The sequence below is a fragment of the Mycobacterium sp. NPDC006124 genome, from assembly GCF_040614235.1.
In the GTDB taxonomy this organism is placed as follows: domain Bacteria; phylum Actinomycetota; class Actinomycetes; order Mycobacteriales; family Mycobacteriaceae; genus Mycobacterium.
Genome location: NZ_JBEXUA010000018.1, coordinates 40967 through 56087 on the forward strand (window position 1 = coordinate 40967; position 15121 = coordinate 56087).

Sequence of the window (15121 nt, forward strand, 5' to 3'; positions counted from 1 at the left end):
GCAGCATGCCCGACCGGGCGCGAGTCGTCATCGTCGGCGGCGGCGTGATCGGCACGAGCGTGGCCTATCACCTCACCAAGCTCGGCATCAGCGACGTGCTGCTGCTCGAGCAGGGGCAGCTGTCGTCGGGCACCACGTGGCACGCCGCCGGTCTGGTGGGGCAGTTGCGGGCCTCGGAGAGCGGCACGCGACTGGTGCAGTACTCCACCGAGCTGTATCAGGAACTCGAAGCCGAGACGGGACTGACCGCGGGCTACAAGCAGTGTGGCGGAGTGACCGTCGCGCGCACCGAGGACCGGATGATCCAATTGCGGCGGACGGCCGCCAACGCCGCGGCGTTCGACCTCGAGTGCGAACTGCTGACTCCCCTGCAGGCCCTCGAGCACTACCCGGTCATCCGCATCGACGACCTGGTCGGTGCCATCTGGCTGCCTGCCGACGGCAAGGCCAACCCGTCGGATCTGACGCAGGCGCTGGCCAAGGGGGCGCGCCAACGAGGTGCCCGAATCATGGAGCGCACCAGGGTCGTCGGCGTGAACCTCGACCGCGGCCGGGTCACCGGGGTGCGAACCGACCGCGGTGACGTCGAGGCCGAGATCGTCGTCAACTGCGCCGGACAGTGGGCCAAGCAGGTGGGCTCGCTGGCCGGGGTCAACGTGCCGTTGCACTCGGCCGAGCACTTCTACGTCGTCACCGAGCCGATCGTGGGTGTGCACCCCGACATGCCGATCCTGCGGGATCCCGACGGCTACACCTACTTCAAGGAGGAGGTCGGCGGCCTCGTCATCGGCGGGTTCGAGCCGGAGGCCAAGCCGTGGGTCAGCCCCGACGCGATCCCGTACCCCTTCGAATTTCAACTGCTCGAGGAGGATTGGGACCACTTTCAGATCCTGATGGACAACGCGCTGCTGCGCATCCCCGTGCTCGAGGAGACCGGGCTGAAGAAGCTGTACAACGGTCCGGAGAGCTTCACCCCCGACAACCAGTTCATCCTCGGTGAGGCGCCCGAGGTCGCGAACTTCTTCGTCGCCGCCGGCTTCAACTCCGTCGGCATCGCCTCGGCCGGTGGCGCGGGACGCGCACTGGCCGAGTGGATCTGCAACGGTTCACCGACGACTGACCTCACCAGCGTGGACGTGCGCCGCTTCGCGCCGTTCAACGGCAACACCCGGTGGCTGCACGACCGGGTCTCCGAGGTGCTGGGCTTGCACTACGAGATCCCTTGGCCCAACCGGGAGATGACGACGGCGCGGCCGTTCCGTCGCTCCCCGGTGCACCACCTGCTGGTCGCCGCAAACGCCAACTTCGGCAGCCGAATGGGTTGGGAGAGAGCCAACTTCTTCGCGCCTCCCGGGGTCGAACCGACCATCGAGTACTCCTGGGGCAAGCAGAACTGGCTGCCATACTCCGCCGCCGAGCAGGTCGCCACCCGCACCGCGGTCGCCGTGTTCGACCAGACGTCGTTCTCGAAGTACCTGCTGACCGGACCGGACGCCGAAGCGGCGCTGCAGTGGCTGTGCACCGCCGACGTCGCCGTCGACGTGGGGTCGTGCGTCTACACCGGGATGCTCGACGAACGCGGCTGTTACGAATCCGACGTGACCGTCACCCGCACCGCCGCCGACGAATTCCTGGTGGTCAGCAGCGCCGCGACGACCGAGCGGGACAAGGACCACATCGCTCGCAACCTGCCCGCCGGCACGCAGGCCCGGCTGGTCGACGTCACGTCGTCCCTGGCGGTGTTCGGAGTGATGGGCCCGCGGTCGCGGGATCTGCTCGCCGCGCTCACCGACGCCGATCTGGGCGACGACGCCTTCCCGTTCGGCACCAGCCAGCGAATTGGGCTGGGCTACGCAGAAGTTCGCGCGACGCGCATCACCTATGTGGGTGAGCTCGGCTGGGAGTTGTACGTGCCCACCGAGTTCGCGGTCGGCGTGTACGAGGACCTGATGGTCGCCGGAGCCGATCTCGGAGTGGTGCGCGGCGGCTATTACGCGATCGAATCGCTGAGGCTGGAGAAGGGTTATCGCGCCTTCGGTCGCGAACTGACTCCCAACGACACCCCGGTCGAAGCCGGGCTGCTGTTCGCCTGCAAGCTCGCCACCGACGTCGACTTCCTGGGACGGGCGGCGGTCGAGAAGGCCGTGGCACGGGCCCGGACCGACGGGCTGCACCGCCGCGTGGTCGGCTTCCGGGTCGACGCGCCCGAGGCCATGCTGTGGGGCGGTGAGCTGATCCTGCGCCACGGCGAGGTCGCCGGCCAGGTGACGTCCGCGGCGTGGGCGGAGACGAGCGGCGCGTGCGTCGGTCTGGCCTACGTGCGGTCCGCAGACGGCGCGGCGGTGGACGCCGGGTGGGTCGCCGACGGCGACTTCGAGGTCAACGTCGGTGGGGTCCGGCACCCGGTGACGGTGTCGTTGAAGGCCCTCTACGATCCGGCCAACACGAGGATCCGGTGACCGATGAGCGGCGTCCACGCCGTCGTCGGCGCTAGGCTCGTCGCCGGTGCAAGGGCGGACCCCGCAGACCGCCACTGGGACGACCCCGAGGTGGGTACCCAAGAACCAAGTCCCGTGAAGTAAGTCCTCAGATGGGAACGAACGGCTCGTGAAGATACTGCTCGACGACACGGAGATGGACGCTCAACTCGGGCGGACGATGATCGCCGTCTCGGCCAACGCCGCAGACCTCGGGGAGGTCATGACGACGGCCGCCCGGGTGGTCGACGGCGACTACGACTCGTGGTTCTCGGAGTGGTCGGCCACGGCCCAGGTCGCTCAAGAACTGGCCGAGGACGCGCTGCGGGGTGGCCACGTCGTGACGGCCCGCAAGGCGTTCCTGCGGGCGTCGGAATACTGGCGCCAGGCGTTCTTCTTCATCCGGCACGACCTCGACGACGAACGACTGCAACGGGCCTGGCGCCAGCACCGCGAGACGTTCCGCTCGGCGGTGCCGCTGCTGGACTGCCACGTCACCACCGTCGAGATTCCGTACGACGGCGTGTCGATGACCGGGTACCTGTTTCGTCCCGCCGACGCCGACACCCCCCGGCCGACGATCCTCGCGCCGTGCGGATACGACTCGACCGCCGAATCGGGATACGTCTCCACCGGCTACATGGCGCTGCCGCGCGGATACAACTTCTTCGTCTTCGAGGGCCCAGGGCAGGGCGGAACCCTCTACGAGCACCGGCGCACCTTCCGGCCCGACTTCGAGGTGCCGTTCGCGGAGGCGTTCGACTGGGTGCTGCGGCAGGACGGCGTGCACCCGCACGCGGTCATCGTCATGGGCCGCTCGTTCGGCGGGTACCTCGGCCCGCGTGCAACGGCGTTCGAGTCGAGGGTGGCCGCCCTGGTGGCCGACCCAGGGCAGTACGACTTCGCGTCCCGCATCGGCGCCTTCGCCGGCTCCCTGGGTTTCGAGGACGCCGACGACTTCCTGACGCGCCTGCTGGCTCGAGACGCCGAACTGGACGCCGAACTCGACAAGGCGGTCGACGGTCCGCGCAACGTGGAGTGGTACGGCTCGAGGATGGCGGCGATGGGGACCGCGACGGTGGGGGACTTCCTGCGCAAGCAGCTGACCTTCACGCTGGAGGACGTCGCCGCCGACATCAAGTGCCCGACGCTGCTCACCGAGGGTGAGGGAGACTTCGCGGCCCAGGGTGAGCTGCTGTTCGACAAGCTGACGTGCGAGCGACGCCTGACGACCTTCAGCGAAGCCGAGGGTGGGGGCGGGCACTGCGAGGGCCTCGGGAGCACCCTGTTCGAGGGCTACGCCTTCGACTGGGTGGACCGCATCCTGGGCCGCGCCCAAGGGTCGACCGCGCCGCCCTCGCAGTAAGGCTCGCGTCAGGGGGTTGCGTCGAGGTCGTCCCACAGCCCCGTCAGGCGGCCCAGGATCTCCTCGGCGTATCCGAGGCCGGCGAGATGGCTCTCCCCGGACAGCGTGTACAGCTCGGCGTCGGGCAACAGCGCCACCACGTGCTCGCCGTGACCGAACGGGATGATGTGGTCCTTGTCGCCGTGCCACCATCGCACCGGCACCTTGACCTCGTCGAGACGAAAGCCCCAGTCCCGCGCGAAGACGACGACGTCGGCGAACGGCGCCGCCATCTGCTTGCGGCTCCCGTTGAGCAGGTCGTCGAGGAACATCGCCTTGAACTCCGGCCGGGCCAGCAGCTGTCGGTCGCCGACCGGTGACAACCGCCCGTAGGCGTCGATGCCGCGGTCGGCAAAGGGTTTGGCCAACCTGAGGATGCTGACGGCCGCCAACCGCAGCGGCAGTCCGATGAACGGCATGAGCGGCGCCATTGCCGAGCCCAGTGCCATCGCACCGCCGCCGATGCGGTCGGGACCGACGGTCGGCGCGACGCCGCCGAGCACGCCCACCGCCACCACGCGCTCGGGCATCGCCGCCGCGCACGCCAGGGTGTACGGACCGCCACCGGAGAGCCCGATGATCGCCATCTTGTCGATGCCCAGCACGTCGGCGATGGTCCGAAGGTCGTCGGCGAAGGCCAGCACGTCGTCGTACTGGTGCGGCGTCGACGAACCGATGCCGGGTCGGTCCACGCCGATCAGCCGGATGCGGTGCCGTTCGGCGTACTCCCTGGCCTCGACCGGGATCTGGCGGCGCGCGCCGGGGGTGCCGTGCAACCAGAACACGGCGCGACCCAGCGGATCACCGAACTCGGCGAAACCGATCTGGCGGTCGTCCCCGACGGCGACGTTGCCCTCCAGTCGGGGTCGGGCGATGGGCGGAACCATCCCCGAAGTGTCGCATGCGGGTGTCGTGGCAAGAATCCTGTGCGCTCGCTGCACGTCAGCACGTGGAGTGCGACAATCGTCGACGATGAATGCCGTGCGCGTGGTGGTCGCCGACGACGACGTCCTCCTGCGGGAGGGCTTGGCCAGTTTGTTGACCCGGTCGGGGTTCGAGGTGGTCGGTCAGGCCGGCAACGCCGTGGAGTTGCTCGACATGGTCGCCGACCGTCAGCCGGGGTTGGTGCTGACCGACATCCGGATGCCACCGTCGCACGACACCGAGGGCCTCGACGCCGCCAAGTCGATCCGAGAGCAGTGGCCCGACATCGCGATTCTGGTGCTCTCGGCGCACGTCGACGTCGAGCATGCGATGGAACTGCTGGCCGGTGGCCACTCCGTCGGATACCTACTCAAGAGCCGCATCACCAACGTCGACGACTTCGTCGAGACCGCGGGCCGCATCGCCGCCGGCGCGTCGGTCATCGACCCCGCGCTGGTGCAGGAACTGGTCACCGCCCGCCGTCGTGACGATCCGCTGCAGGCACTGAGCACCCGCGAGCGCGAGGTCCTGACGCTGATGGCCGAGGGACTGTCCAATTCGGGCATCGCCGGGCGCATCTGGGTGACCGAGGGCACCGTCGAGAAGCACGTGCGCAGCATCCTGACCAAGCTGAACTTGCCCGAGACTCACGACGAGCACCGCCGGGTGCGGGCGGTGATCATGTACCTCGACTCGCTGTGAGGGCGAGTCAGCGCCCGACCATGCGGCGAATCGCGGTCGGTGACAGCGCGAACTTGGCCAGGAAGCCCAACGCCGAACTCTCGGCGATCATCTCGGCGTAGTCCTGCTCGGAGTGCGTCGAGATGAGGATGACCGACGGCGCCGGTACGTCGGCGTCGTGAAGCCGCTCGACGACGTCGAAACCGCTCTCCCCGCCCAGTTCGACGTCGACGAGGGTGACGTCGGGATGCAGGTCGGCGTATCGGGCCAGCGCCTCCTCGCCCGTACGTGCCACACCGACGACGTCGATGCCCGCCCGTTCGAGCATGTCGGTGGCGGCGTCGCGGAAGTCGGCGCTGTCGTCGACGATCAAACAGCGCATTGCGCACCCCTGGAGAACATCATGCGACGAGCTTGGCAGGCGCTCGCCCGTCGGGCATTGCTGCTAGCCGGAAAGTTACCTGTGAAGGCACTACGATCCGGTGCGATGACCGAGCGCGCGACGACTGCCGAGCACGACGGCGACGGCTGGTTCGGCGCTCTGCGCCACCGCCTGCTGGCGGCGTTCGTGCGCCCCACCGCGCGGCCACTGGGATGGGGAGTCGTCGTCGCGGTCGGATTCCTCGTCGCCGAGACGCTGGTGGTGCTCTATCTGACCAGGGTGGCTCCCGAGAACGCGTTCGGCGCGATCTTCTTGCTCGGCGTGCTGGTCGTGTCCGCGGGGTGGGGCTTCGGGCTGGCCATCACCACGTCGGTGGCCAGCGCGCTGGTGTACCTGTCCTTCCATCTCGACGGGGTGACCGCGGCGCTGTCTGTGTTCCTGCCGGTGGCGTTGCTGACCAACGTCCTCGCCGGTCAGGCGCGGCTGCGCGCCCTCGAGGCCGAACAGCGTCGCCGCGAGGCCGCCGCGCTGGCCATGCAGCAGGCCGCGCTGCGACGGGTGGCGACGCTGGTGGCCCGCGGTGCCGAGCCGGAGGTCGTGTATCCGGTGTCGGTCACCGAGCTGGCGCGGGGCCTCGACGTCGACCACGTGACCCTCGTCCGGTTCGACGACGACGGCTTCTGCACGGTGCTGGCTGCCCGTGACCGGCCGGGCCGGGAGACCCTTCGGGTGGGGGAGCGGTTGCGCGTCGACGGCGACAGCATCACCAGCCGGATCCGCAGCACCGGCGGTACGGCTCGCATCGACGACTATGCGGCACTAGACGGCGAGATCGCCGGCCGCATGCACGGGTTGGGTCAGCATGCTGGGGCCGGGTCACCGGTGACCGTGGACGGCGAAGCCCGGGGTGCTCTGGTGGTCGGTTCACGACAGCCCGGCCCGATGCCCGACGGGACCGAGGAGCGCATCTGCGACTTCGCCGACCTGGTTGCCACCGCCATCTCCAATGCCGAGACCAAGGCCGAGCTCAGGGCGTCGCGAGCGCGCATCGTGGCCGCCGCCGATCAGGCCAGGCGGCGCTTCGAGCGCGACCTCCACGACGGCGCCCAGCAGCGGATCGTGGCCCTGGGCCTCGGCTTGCGGACCATCGAGGCCTCCGTGTCACCCGAGGACGTCACCGTCCGCAATCAGCTCGACAACGTGATCAACGGGTTGGCCGATCTGTACACCAACCTCCAGGAGCTCTCCCGCGGCATCCACCCGGCAATCCTCTCGAAGGGTGGGCTGGGTCCGGCGCTGCGGGCGCTGGGCCGCCGCTCGGTGGTGCCGGCCAGCGTGAAAGTGGATCTCGACCGCCGATTCCCCGAACCCGTCGAGGTGGCGGCGTATTACGTCGTCGCCGAGGCCATGACCAACGCCGCCAAGCACGCCAAGGCCTCTGGCATCAGCATCGAGGTCGGGTTGGTCGAGGACGCGCTTCGCATCGAGGTCGCCGACGACGGCATCGGGGGAGCGACCGCCGGCGGCGGCTCGGGCATCATCGGTCTGCGGGACCGGGTCGAGGCGGTGTCGGGCCACTTGGAGGTCGTCAGCCCGCCGGGTGAGGGCACGACGCTGACCGCGACCATTCCGGTGGCGGTCGACGAAGCGGACCGCGCACCCGAGCGCGCCGCGGCGAGCTAACCGATCCAGCCTGCGGGGCGCCGGTCGGCCCACGGCATGGCCGTCTCGAGTTGCGCCGCCAACTGCAGCAGGACCGTCTCGTCGGGTGCCATCAACTGCACTCCGACGGGCAGGCCCGTGGTCGTGACCCCGAGGGGAAGCGACACGGCAGCCCAGCCGGTGACGTTGGCCATCGTCGTCCAGCCCGTGGTGGCGAACTCGACGTCGAAGAACGCCCTGGTGGTCCCGCGCGGCTGGTTCAGCAACCCGTACGGCGGCGGGGTCGTCAGCAGCGTCGGCACCAGAAGCACGTCGTGGGCGGTCATCCCGGCGGCGAAGCGGCGGGTCTGGGCGTGCACCGCCCCGATTGCCTCGGCGTAGGCAACGCCGGTGGTGGTGAAACCCTCGCGCATCATCACCCAGCTGCTGGGTTCGAAGTCGTCGTCGGTGGGTTCGCGGCCCAGGACCTGCTTGCCGAAGGCGTGCAGTTGCGCGTTGCTGACGGTGTGCAGGACGGCGATCGCGTCGGCGACCGCGTCGGGGTCGAACGTCGGCGAGCCCGCGTCCACGTGGTGGCCGAGGTCGGCCAGGACGTTGGCCACCGACTCGACGGCGGCCACCACCTGCGGATCGGTCGGCGGCCCGGGGAATGGGGATTCGGTGGTGGTGAGCACTCGAATGCCGGTCGGCGGCCGCGTGATCGCCGTCAGGAAGGAGGTGTCCGGCCGCGGCACGGTGTACGGGTCACCGATCGCGGACCCGGCGATGACGTCCAGCAGTGCCGCGCTGTCCCGCACGGTCCGCGTGAGGGCGTGCCCGTTGACCAGACCCTCCAGGCCCTGCCCGCCGTCGGGGGCGAACGAGCTGCGACCCCGCCGCGGCTTGAGCCCCACCAGCCCGCAGCACGACGCGGGCACCCGGATGGAGCCGGTGCCGTCACCGCCGGATGCCGCGGGGACCACCCCGGCCGCCACCGCGGCCGCCGACCCTCCGCTAGACCCGCCGGGGGTGACGTCCGGTGACCACGGGTTGACCGTGGGGCCGAAGACGTACGGCTCGGTGGTGCAGTGATTGCCCCACTCGGGCGTATTCGTCTTGCCGAACACGACCAGACCGGCGTCCAGATACCGCTCGACGACCCAGGACGACTCGGTCGGGACGTAGCCGCGCAGCGCGCGCGAACCCATCACCTCGGGCGCCCCGGCGAGGGACGCCCCGAGATCCTTGAGCAGGAAGGGCACGCCGGCCAGCGGGCCGAGTTCCCCCGTGCGCAGGGCGCCGGATTCGTCGAGGGCAGAGGCTCGCCGTCGCCCGTGCTCGAGGAGATCGGTGACCACGGCGTTGAGCCCGCGGGCCAGCTCGAGGCGGATGACGGCGGCCTCGAGGAGTTCGGCGGCGGTCAGCTCACCGGAGGCGAGCAGTTCCCCCTGCCCGAGTGCGTCCAGCGATGCCAGGTCACGAGCCCGTTGAGTATCCATTGGGTCGGATCCTGAAGCCTGGCATCGCTTTCGGCAAGTCGGCGCTAGGTGGTCTCGTCGACCGCCTCGGGCTTCTTGTCGACGACGCGGGTCTTGTACAGGCTCGCGGCGGTGGTGACGACGAGCGTGACGATGATGACGCCGAGGCTGACCAGGGTGGGGATCTCCGGCACCGGGACGTGCTCACCGCCGTTGATGAACGGCAGTTCGTTCTCGTGAAGGGCGTGCAGCACCAGCTTCACGCCGATGAAGGCCAGGATGAACGCCAGGCCCTGGGACAGGTACACCAGGCGCTTGAGCATGTCGCCGAGCAGGAAGTACAGCTGGCGCAGACCCATCAGGGCGAAGACGTTGGCGGTGAACACGATGTAGGGCTCCTTGGTGAGCCCGTAGATCGCGGGTATCGAGTCCAGCGCGAACAGCAGGTCGGTGGTTCCCAGCGCCACGATGACGAGGAACATCGGCGTCATCAGACGCTTGCCGTCCTCCTTGATCCACAGCTTCAGACCGTCCCACTTGTCGGTCAGCGTCAGGTGCTTGCGGGCGAACCTCACGACACTGTTCTCGGCGTCGTCGTCGTGGTCGGTGTCGCGGACCAGCGTGATCGCGGTGTACACCAGGAAGGCGCCGAAGACGTAGAAGATCCAGGAGAACTGGTTGATGGCGACGGCGCCGATGGCGATGAAGATGCCGCGGAAGATCAGCGCCAGGATGATGCCGATCAGCAATGCCTCCTGCTGATACTTCCTCGGCACCTTGAAGCTGGCCATGATGATCAAGAAGATGAACAGGTTGTCGATCGAGAGGCTGTACTCGGTCAGCCAGCCGGCGAAGAACTCGACGCCGAACTGCGTGCCGTGGAAGTAGGTGACCCACACGCCGAAGGCGATTGCCAAACCGACGTAGAAGGACAGCGCGATCGCGCATTCCTTGAACGTGGGTTCGTGGGGTCGACGGGCGATGAAGATGACGTCGAAGAGGAGGACCGCCAGCGTCACACCCAGGGTGACGATCCATTCGATCTGAGTAACTTGCATGGCTGAGGCTGCCTCCGGGCGTAGTTCTACGGCCGAGGTCTCTGCCACCGCACACCTGGTGCGATCTACGGCACCGGCTGCCCAGCGTTGGACAACGTGATGACGACACCGTAGCGAAGGAATACTCCCCTCACCGACAAGTGTGGCAGACGACCGCCGCGACGGGAAATCAGCCGCGCCAGACCTCGCCCGGCCCTACATTGAGCTCGTGATCCTGGACTTGCTCAGCCCCGGTGTCGAGATCGGTCTCGTCACGACCAACGTCGTAGCGATGGTGGACTTCTACGAGGGTTTCCTCGGCTTGGAGCCTCAAGGTCAGATCGACTTCGCCGACGGCACGCAGCGGCGCTACACCCTCGGCGGGAGTGTCGTGAAGCTCGTCACCTACACCACGCCACCGCCGTTGCCGCCGGCCGCGGGCGGCGGCCATGCGCAAGCCGGTCTGAGGTACTTCACGGTCGGGGTGCGAAACCTGCGCGAACTGGCCGCCAAGGTCGAGGCCGCGGGTTACGAGGTCGTCGAGCCGCCGACCGAGTTCGAACCCGTTCCCGGGATGGGGTGGATGTTCGTCGCCGATCCCGACGGCAACTCCATCGAGTTCTTCGGCACGCTGTGATTCGAGCCGGGGTCGGTTTCCCCGGTCAGCGGTGAACAGCCTCGTAGCGCAGCAGGACGACGCCACCCGGGAACGCGCGGTTCTCCAACAGTCGCAGTGAGATCCACGATGGCAGCGTCGGGAAGAACGGGGTGCCGCCGCCCACGGCCGTCGGGGCGACCACGAGTCGATACTCGTCGACCAGTCCGGCCCGGACGATCGGCGCGGCCAGCGTAGCGCCGGCCACCGCCAGGTTGCCGTCGGTCTCGGCCTTCAGTCTCCTGACCACTTCGACCGGATCGCCGCGTTAGAGCCGGGAGTTCCAGCCGACCGATTCCAGGGTGTGGGAGAACACGACCTTGGGCATGGCGCACCAGATTCGAGCGAAGTCCACGGTCACCGGTGAGGCGTCTCGATCCTCGTCCGCGGTCGGCCAGTACGCCGACATCAGGTCGTAGAGCCGCCGCCCGTAGAACGACACGGCGGTCTCCCGCTCGACGTCGTTCCAATACCGATGCAGCTCCTCGCTCGGCTCGGACCAGTCGATGCTGCCGGCTGCGTCGGCGACGAATCCGTCGACCGAGACGTTGAAACCGTAGATGAGTTTGCCCATGTCGGATCAGACCACACCCGGGGGCGAAGCTCATCGCCGCCTATGACGCATTCTCGGTTCGCCCCAGCGTCGCGCCGCCGTCGGGGACCGACGCGGCGCGTTCGAGGAAGGCCTCGGCTCTGACGTCAGCTGGCGTGCGCCGCCTCGTCACGACTCCCGCCAAACCGACCAGCGCCAGCACGACGCAGAGATACCGCAAGACCTGCGTGGCCGCCTCCGCCACCACACCGTCGCCGAACACCGGAGGTGCCATCGCCATCCCCAGAAACGTCACGACTACCGCCGCGGCGCCGATTCGTTCGGCCCAGGACACGCGCCGCGAACGCGCTATCCGGTCCTCGGCGAGGGAGCGCAGTTCGGGGACGTCCTCCGGCCAATAGGGCTCATGGCCGTCGACCTTGCGCTGTGCCAGGCGTAGCAGGCCGAATCCATCGAAGCGGGCGCTCGGACGTACCCAGCGGAACCAGACGACGAATCCCTGCGACAGGAACAGCGCGAGGAGCCCGGCACTGAACGCGAGCGTGCCCGCCGGGGCGACGACGTCGCCGACGCCGGACTCTCTCACCGCGGTCAGCCGTGCCACCGCCTGCGCTGCCGCAAATGCCTGCGGGACGAGGGCGCACGTCAGGATCGTCCCGAACGCGACGGTGAGCGCCGGCATCCGCATGCTCATCTGGCAACCATAAGCCCGCGCGCGATTGCGGTCATGTGACGTCAGGCGGGTACGACCACGACCAGGTCGCCGCCCGTGCGTTCCACGCGCATGCCTGCGCGACGCGCGAGGGTCGCCACCGCTGCCGCGTCGCCCGGCTCGGCCCGGCTCGACGCCAGTACTCGCGCCAGCCGGCCCTTGTGCGCCTTGTTGAAGTGGCTGACGACGGTGCGCCGACCGTCGGCGTGCTCGGCCACCACGTCGACGTCGACCGCACCGGGCACCCTGCCCAAGGCGGCGTAGGACCCCGATCTCAGGTCGACGATCAACTCGTCGGCGGCGAGCCGCGCCAGCACCGGCTCCAGCACGGGCTTCCATCGCGACGCCAGCGTCGCACCGCCGGGCAGTTTGGAACCCGCCGAGAGCCGGTAGGCGGGGACGGCGTCGTCGGCCCGGAGCAGTCCGAAGAGCGCCGAGCCCACGGCGAGCCGGGCGCGCGCACGGGAAGCGGCTGCGCCGCTGAGGGATTCGACGTCGAGGGCGTCGTAGAGCACCCCGGTGTACCGCTCGACGGCGGGCATCGTCGGTGCGGTGCGCAGAGCGGCGTTGCGGTCGATCTCGGCGTCCTGCGACGCGGAGATGCCGAGTGCGCGACGGGCTGCCGGCCGGTCGGCGGACAGGTCGACGAGTTCGCCGACCAGCGCTGCGCGCAGCTCGCCCAACGCGGGACAGCTCAGCGATTCCAAGTGCAGCGGTGGACCGTCGCCGCCGTCCCGCTTGGTCTCCGAGGGCGGCAGCAGCACGATCACGGCGACGAGACTAGCCGTAGGCCAACAGCAGCGGGACGCGCTGTTCGGCGGTGGTCAACGACCCGTGATGTCCAATCAGCCCCGATTCGACCGGCTCGGCGGTGCGCCGCACCATCACCGCGCTGTCGCGGCCGGCGGCCACCACGTCGCCGATGCGCTCACGGACGCGGTCGGCGACGCGCTCGCCGAACCAGCCCGCGGCGATCGCCTCCTCGCGCGAGGCCACCCAGGCCCGCTCGCCCAGCGTCTCCCGCCACGCCGCGAGGACGGCGTCGCCCGCGCCCTCGACGGCGTACACGTGCCGGGCGCGTGCCTCGCCCCCGATGGCGTCGACGCCGTCGAGCAGTGCCGGCGTCGCGTCCACGTCGACTCGATCGCCGTCGCCGACGGCGACCATGCCGTGGTCGGCCACGACGGCCAGCACGGTTCCCGGCGCCAAACCCTCGACGACCGACTCGACAAGCCGGTCGACCTGACGCAACTGCAGTCGCCACGCCTCCGAACCCGGGCCGTACAGATGACCTATGAGGTCGAGGTCGCCGTGGTAGCCGTAGCAGAAGCCGCCGCTCGTCAGTGAACCCCGAACCGTCGCGGCGAGGTCACCGAGGCCGTACACGCCGACGTAGCGGCCGCCCCGCAACACCGCGCGGGTCAGCCCGGTGCCCGCGAACTGCGCGTTGGACGCCACGGTCACGGCGAACCCGGCGGCCGCCGCCCTCTCGAAGGTGGTCGGCAGGGGCTGCACCCGCTCGGGCGGCTGGGCCTCGCGAACATCCTCGCCACCTGGGTGGCCGCGCCACTGCAGGGCGTTGACCACCCCGGCGTCGCCCAGCCGGAAGGAATACCCGACCATCCCGTGCTCACCGCTACGGCATCCGGTGCCGACGGCGGCCAGCCCCGCGGCCGTCGTCGACGGGAAGCCCACGCTCAGCGACTGCCCCCGAAGTCCGGCCAGCACCGGGGCGTCCCCGGCGTGGGCGTGCAGCAGGTCGGCGCCGAGCCCGTCGACCAGCAACACGCAGGCACCGGCCAGCCCGTCTGGCAGGGGGATCCGGCGCTCGAATTCGGACCCGCCCAGCGCCGCGAGCACCGACGGGACGACGTCGGCGAGGTGGGGCAGGTCGGGGTCCGGGCATGGCAGCTCCATCGCTCTGGAGCCTGCCACAGGCTCCGAGGCAAGGGTCGATGCCGGCGGCGAATACGCTCACCCCATGGTGAGGGGGGTGAGCGGATCGGTGGCGACTGCCCTGGGGTTGAGCGCGCTGCTGGTGAGTTGCGGCACGCCCTCGCCACAGACCACCGCACCGCCGCCCGGACCTGCCGTCGCGGTCGAACCGTTGTCGATCGGCACGGCCGCCGAGGACACCACGGGGGGATCGATTCCCGACGGTCAGCTGATCTCGCCGTTCGACGTGAAGAATCCGGCAGTCGGCTTCCTGGAGCCGGCGCTGCTCGCCGCGGTTCAGGACGCCACCACCGCGGCGGCCGCCGAGGGCGTCGACGTGAAACTCACCTCTGGCTGGCGCTCCAAGGGGTTTCAGCAGAGGTTGTTCGACCAGGCCGTGACCACCTACGGCAACGCCGACCTGGCGGCGCAGTTCGTGGCGTCACCGGAGAAGTCGATGCACGTCGTCGGCAAGGCGGTCGACGTCGGGCCGGTGGTCGCCGATCAGTGGATGATCGCCAACGGCTCGCGGTTCGGCTTGTGCCAGATCTACGCCAACGAGATCTGGCACTTCGAGCTCGCCGTCGACGCGGCAGGCAACTGCCCGCCGCTGCGACCCAACGCCGCCGGTTAGCTGGCTCAGCCGGCGACGATCGACTCGCCCTGCACGGTCACGGCCTTGGACTCCAGCGGCTTCTTCGCCGGGCCCTGGGCCACGGTGCCGTCGAGGTTGAATTCGCTGTTGTGACACGGGCAGATGATCTTGCCGTCGGTGATCTTGTTGACGTTGCATCCGGCGTGCGGGCACACCGTCGAGAAGCCCTTGAAGACCCCGGTCGTGGGTTGGGTGATCACCACGTCGTCGACGATGACACCAGAGCCGACCGGCACGTCCGCCGTCTTGGTCAACGCGGCGCCCGGGGCGGCGGCAGCCGAGGACGACGACTTCTCGGCCGACGACGTCGACTCCGCAGTAGCGGTCTCGCCGTCGGAACTGCAGGCCGCGACGGCCGTGGCGAGCGCGCCGAGGCCGGCGCCGACGATGACCGTGCGGCGCGGGGGACGAATGTGTTCGAACATGACGAGGCGATCCTCCAGGGTGATGTGGGACCCCGCGGGGCTGCGCGGGGTCCTCCACGAATTGTGGCCCCCCAACCTGACAACCGACCACCGAACACGAAAGTGAAGCGTCGTGTCAGCAAGTGCACAGCGTTGCGGACATGCACCCGCCGCGGCGGCGC

Annotated in this window: 14 protein-coding genes and 1 pseudogene; 6 read left to right on the top strand and 9 right to left on the bottom strand. The window is 69.4% G+C overall.

The window, feature by feature from the left end:
• Positions 1–5 precede the first annotated feature (5 nt).
• Both ABZ195_RS25655 and ABZ195_RS25660 read left to right on the top strand, forming a co-directional pair.
• Positions 6–2459 carry an FAD-dependent oxidoreductase gene (locus tag ABZ195_RS25655; protein ID WP_355222763.1) on the top strand — a complete coding sequence of 818 codons (2454 nt, stop codon included), beginning with the start codon at positions 6–8 and terminating at the stop codon, positions 2457–2459.
• A 148-nt stretch (positions 2460–2607) separates the two neighbouring features.
• On the top strand, positions 2608–3843 hold the full coding sequence (locus ABZ195_RS25660) for an alpha/beta fold hydrolase (protein WP_355222709.1): 1236 nt from the start codon (positions 2608–2610) through the stop codon (positions 3841–3843).
• Between the two features lie 8 nt (positions 3844–3851).
• Here the strand turns inward: ABZ195_RS25660 and ABZ195_RS25665 are convergent, their stop codons facing one another.
• Positions 3852–4769 (bottom strand): alpha/beta hydrolase, encoded by a 918-nt coding sequence (locus tag ABZ195_RS25665; protein ID WP_355222710.1) that lies wholly within the window; start codon positions 4767–4769, stop codon positions 3852–3854.
• 85 nt (positions 4770–4854) lie between these two features.
• Between ABZ195_RS25665 and ABZ195_RS25670 the strand changes: the two genes are divergently transcribed.
• Complete coding sequence (locus ABZ195_RS25670) at positions 4855–5508, top strand: response regulator transcription factor (protein WP_355222711.1); 654 nt, start codon at positions 4855–4857, stop codon at positions 5506–5508.
• Between the two features lie 7 nt (positions 5509–5515).
• Here the strand turns inward: ABZ195_RS25670 and ABZ195_RS25675 are convergent, their stop codons facing one another.
• Positions 5516–5869, bottom strand: coding sequence for a response regulator (locus ABZ195_RS25675; protein WP_355222712.1), 354 nt, complete (start codon positions 5867–5869; stop codon positions 5516–5518).
• Positions 5870–5974: 105 nt separating this feature from the next.
• Here ABZ195_RS25675 and ABZ195_RS25680 point away from each other — a divergent pair, with 105 nt between their 5' ends.
• Positions 5975–7552 (top strand): ATP-binding protein, encoded by a 1578-nt coding sequence (locus ABZ195_RS25680; RefSeq protein WP_355222713.1) that lies wholly within the window; start codon positions 5975–5977, stop codon positions 7550–7552.
• Here ABZ195_RS25680 and ABZ195_RS25685 read toward each other — a convergent pair.
• Together ABZ195_RS25685 and ABZ195_RS25690 are read right to left on the bottom strand one after the other, a co-directional pair.
• A complete protein-coding gene (locus ABZ195_RS25685) occupies positions 7549–9009 on the bottom strand; it encodes an amidase (RefSeq protein WP_355222714.1) in 1461 nt (486 codons plus the stop codon). The two genes, ABZ195_RS25680 and ABZ195_RS25685, sit on opposite strands and share 4 nt — an antisense overlap.
• Positions 9010–9053: 44 nt before the next feature.
• Positions 9054–10046, bottom strand: a complete 993-nt coding sequence (locus tag ABZ195_RS25690) for a TerC family protein (protein ID WP_355222715.1) — start codon at positions 10044–10046, stop codon at positions 9054–9056.
• 208 nt (positions 10047–10254) lie between these two features.
• On the opposite strand from ABZ195_RS25690, the gene ABZ195_RS25695 reads away from it, so the two are divergent.
• Entirely contained in the window at positions 10255–10662 is a 408-nt protein-coding gene (locus tag ABZ195_RS25695) for a VOC family protein (RefSeq protein WP_355222716.1), read from the top strand.
• 25 nt (positions 10663–10687) lie between these two features.
• On the opposite strand, the pseudogene ABZ195_RS25700 reads toward ABZ195_RS25695, so the two are convergent.
• From ABZ195_RS25700 to ABZ195_RS25715, 4 genes and pseudogenes are all read right to left on the bottom strand, one after another.
• Positions 10688–11254, bottom strand: a pseudogene (locus tag ABZ195_RS25700) (dihydrofolate reductase family protein).
• Between the two features lie 40 nt (positions 11255–11294).
• The gene (locus ABZ195_RS25705) at positions 11295–11927 is read right to left on the bottom strand and encodes a hypothetical protein (protein WP_355222717.1); all 633 of its coding nucleotides are present in this window, start codon (positions 11925–11927) and stop codon (positions 11295–11297) included.
• 41 nt (positions 11928–11968) lie between these two features.
• Complete coding sequence (gene yaaA / locus ABZ195_RS25710; protein ID WP_355222718.1) at positions 11969–12715, bottom strand: peroxide stress protein YaaA; 747 nt, start codon at positions 12713–12715, stop codon at positions 11969–11971.
• 10 nt (positions 12716–12725) lie between these two features.
• Positions 12726–13862: a nucleotide pyrophosphatase/phosphodiesterase family protein gene (locus ABZ195_RS25715; protein ID WP_355222719.1), complete on the bottom strand. Its 1137-nt coding sequence runs from the start codon at positions 13860–13862 to the stop codon at positions 12726–12728.
• Positions 13863–13926: 64 nt separating this feature from the next.
• Here ABZ195_RS25715 and ABZ195_RS25720 point away from each other — a divergent pair, with 64 nt between their 5' ends.
• Positions 13927–14514: a M15 family metallopeptidase gene (locus ABZ195_RS25720; RefSeq protein ID WP_355222720.1), complete on the top strand. Its 588-nt coding sequence runs from the start codon at positions 13927–13929 to the stop codon at positions 14512–14514.
• A 5-nt stretch (positions 14515–14519) separates the two neighbouring features.
• On the opposite strand, the gene ABZ195_RS25725 is transcribed toward ABZ195_RS25720, so the two are convergent.
• Positions 14520–14960: a Rieske (2Fe-2S) protein gene (locus ABZ195_RS25725; RefSeq protein WP_355222721.1), complete on the bottom strand. Its 441-nt coding sequence runs from the start codon at positions 14958–14960 to the stop codon at positions 14520–14522.
• Positions 14961–15121 lie beyond the last annotated feature (161 nt).

Excerpts from the sequence above, each read along its gene's own strand:
- ABZ195_RS25715 (WP_355222719.1), bottom strand. The coding sequence starts at position 13,862 with ATGGAGCTGCCATGCCCGGACCCCGACCTGCCCCACCTCGCCGACGTC.
- ABZ195_RS25705 (WP_355222717.1), bottom strand. The coding sequence starts at position 11,927 with ATGAGCATGCGGATGCCGGCGCTCACCGTCGCGTTCGGGACGATCCTG.
- ABZ195_RS25685 (WP_355222714.1), bottom strand. The coding sequence starts at position 9,009 with ATGGATACTCAACGGGCTCGTGACCTGGCATCGCTGGACGCACTCGGG.
- ABZ195_RS25675 (WP_355222712.1), bottom strand. The coding sequence starts at position 5,869 with ATGCGCTGTTTGATCGTCGACGACAGCGCCGACTTCCGCGACGCCGCC.
- ABZ195_RS25720 (WP_355222720.1), top strand. The coding sequence starts at position 13,927 with ATGGTGAGGGGGGTGAGCGGATCGGTGGCGACTGCCCTGGGGTTGAGC.
- ABZ195_RS25670 (WP_355222711.1), top strand. The coding sequence starts at position 4,855 with ATGAATGCCGTGCGCGTGGTGGTCGCCGACGACGACGTCCTCCTGCGG.
- ABZ195_RS25665 (WP_355222710.1), bottom strand. The coding sequence starts at position 4,769 with ATGGTTCCGCCCATCGCCCGACCCCGACTGGAGGGCAACGTCGCCGTC.
- ABZ195_RS25725 (WP_355222721.1), bottom strand. The coding sequence starts at position 14,960 with ATGTTCGAACACATTCGTCCCCCGCGCCGCACGGTCATCGTCGGCGCC.
- ABZ195_RS25690 (WP_355222715.1), bottom strand. The coding sequence starts at position 10,046 with ATGCAAGTTACTCAGATCGAATGGATCGTCACCCTGGGTGTGACGCTG.
- ABZ195_RS25680 (WP_355222713.1), top strand. The coding sequence starts at position 5,975 with ATGACCGAGCGCGCGACGACTGCCGAGCACGACGGCGACGGCTGGTTC.
- ABZ195_RS25655 (WP_355222763.1), top strand. The coding sequence starts at position 6 with ATGCCCGACCGGGCGCGAGTCGTCATCGTCGGCGGCGGCGTGATCGGC.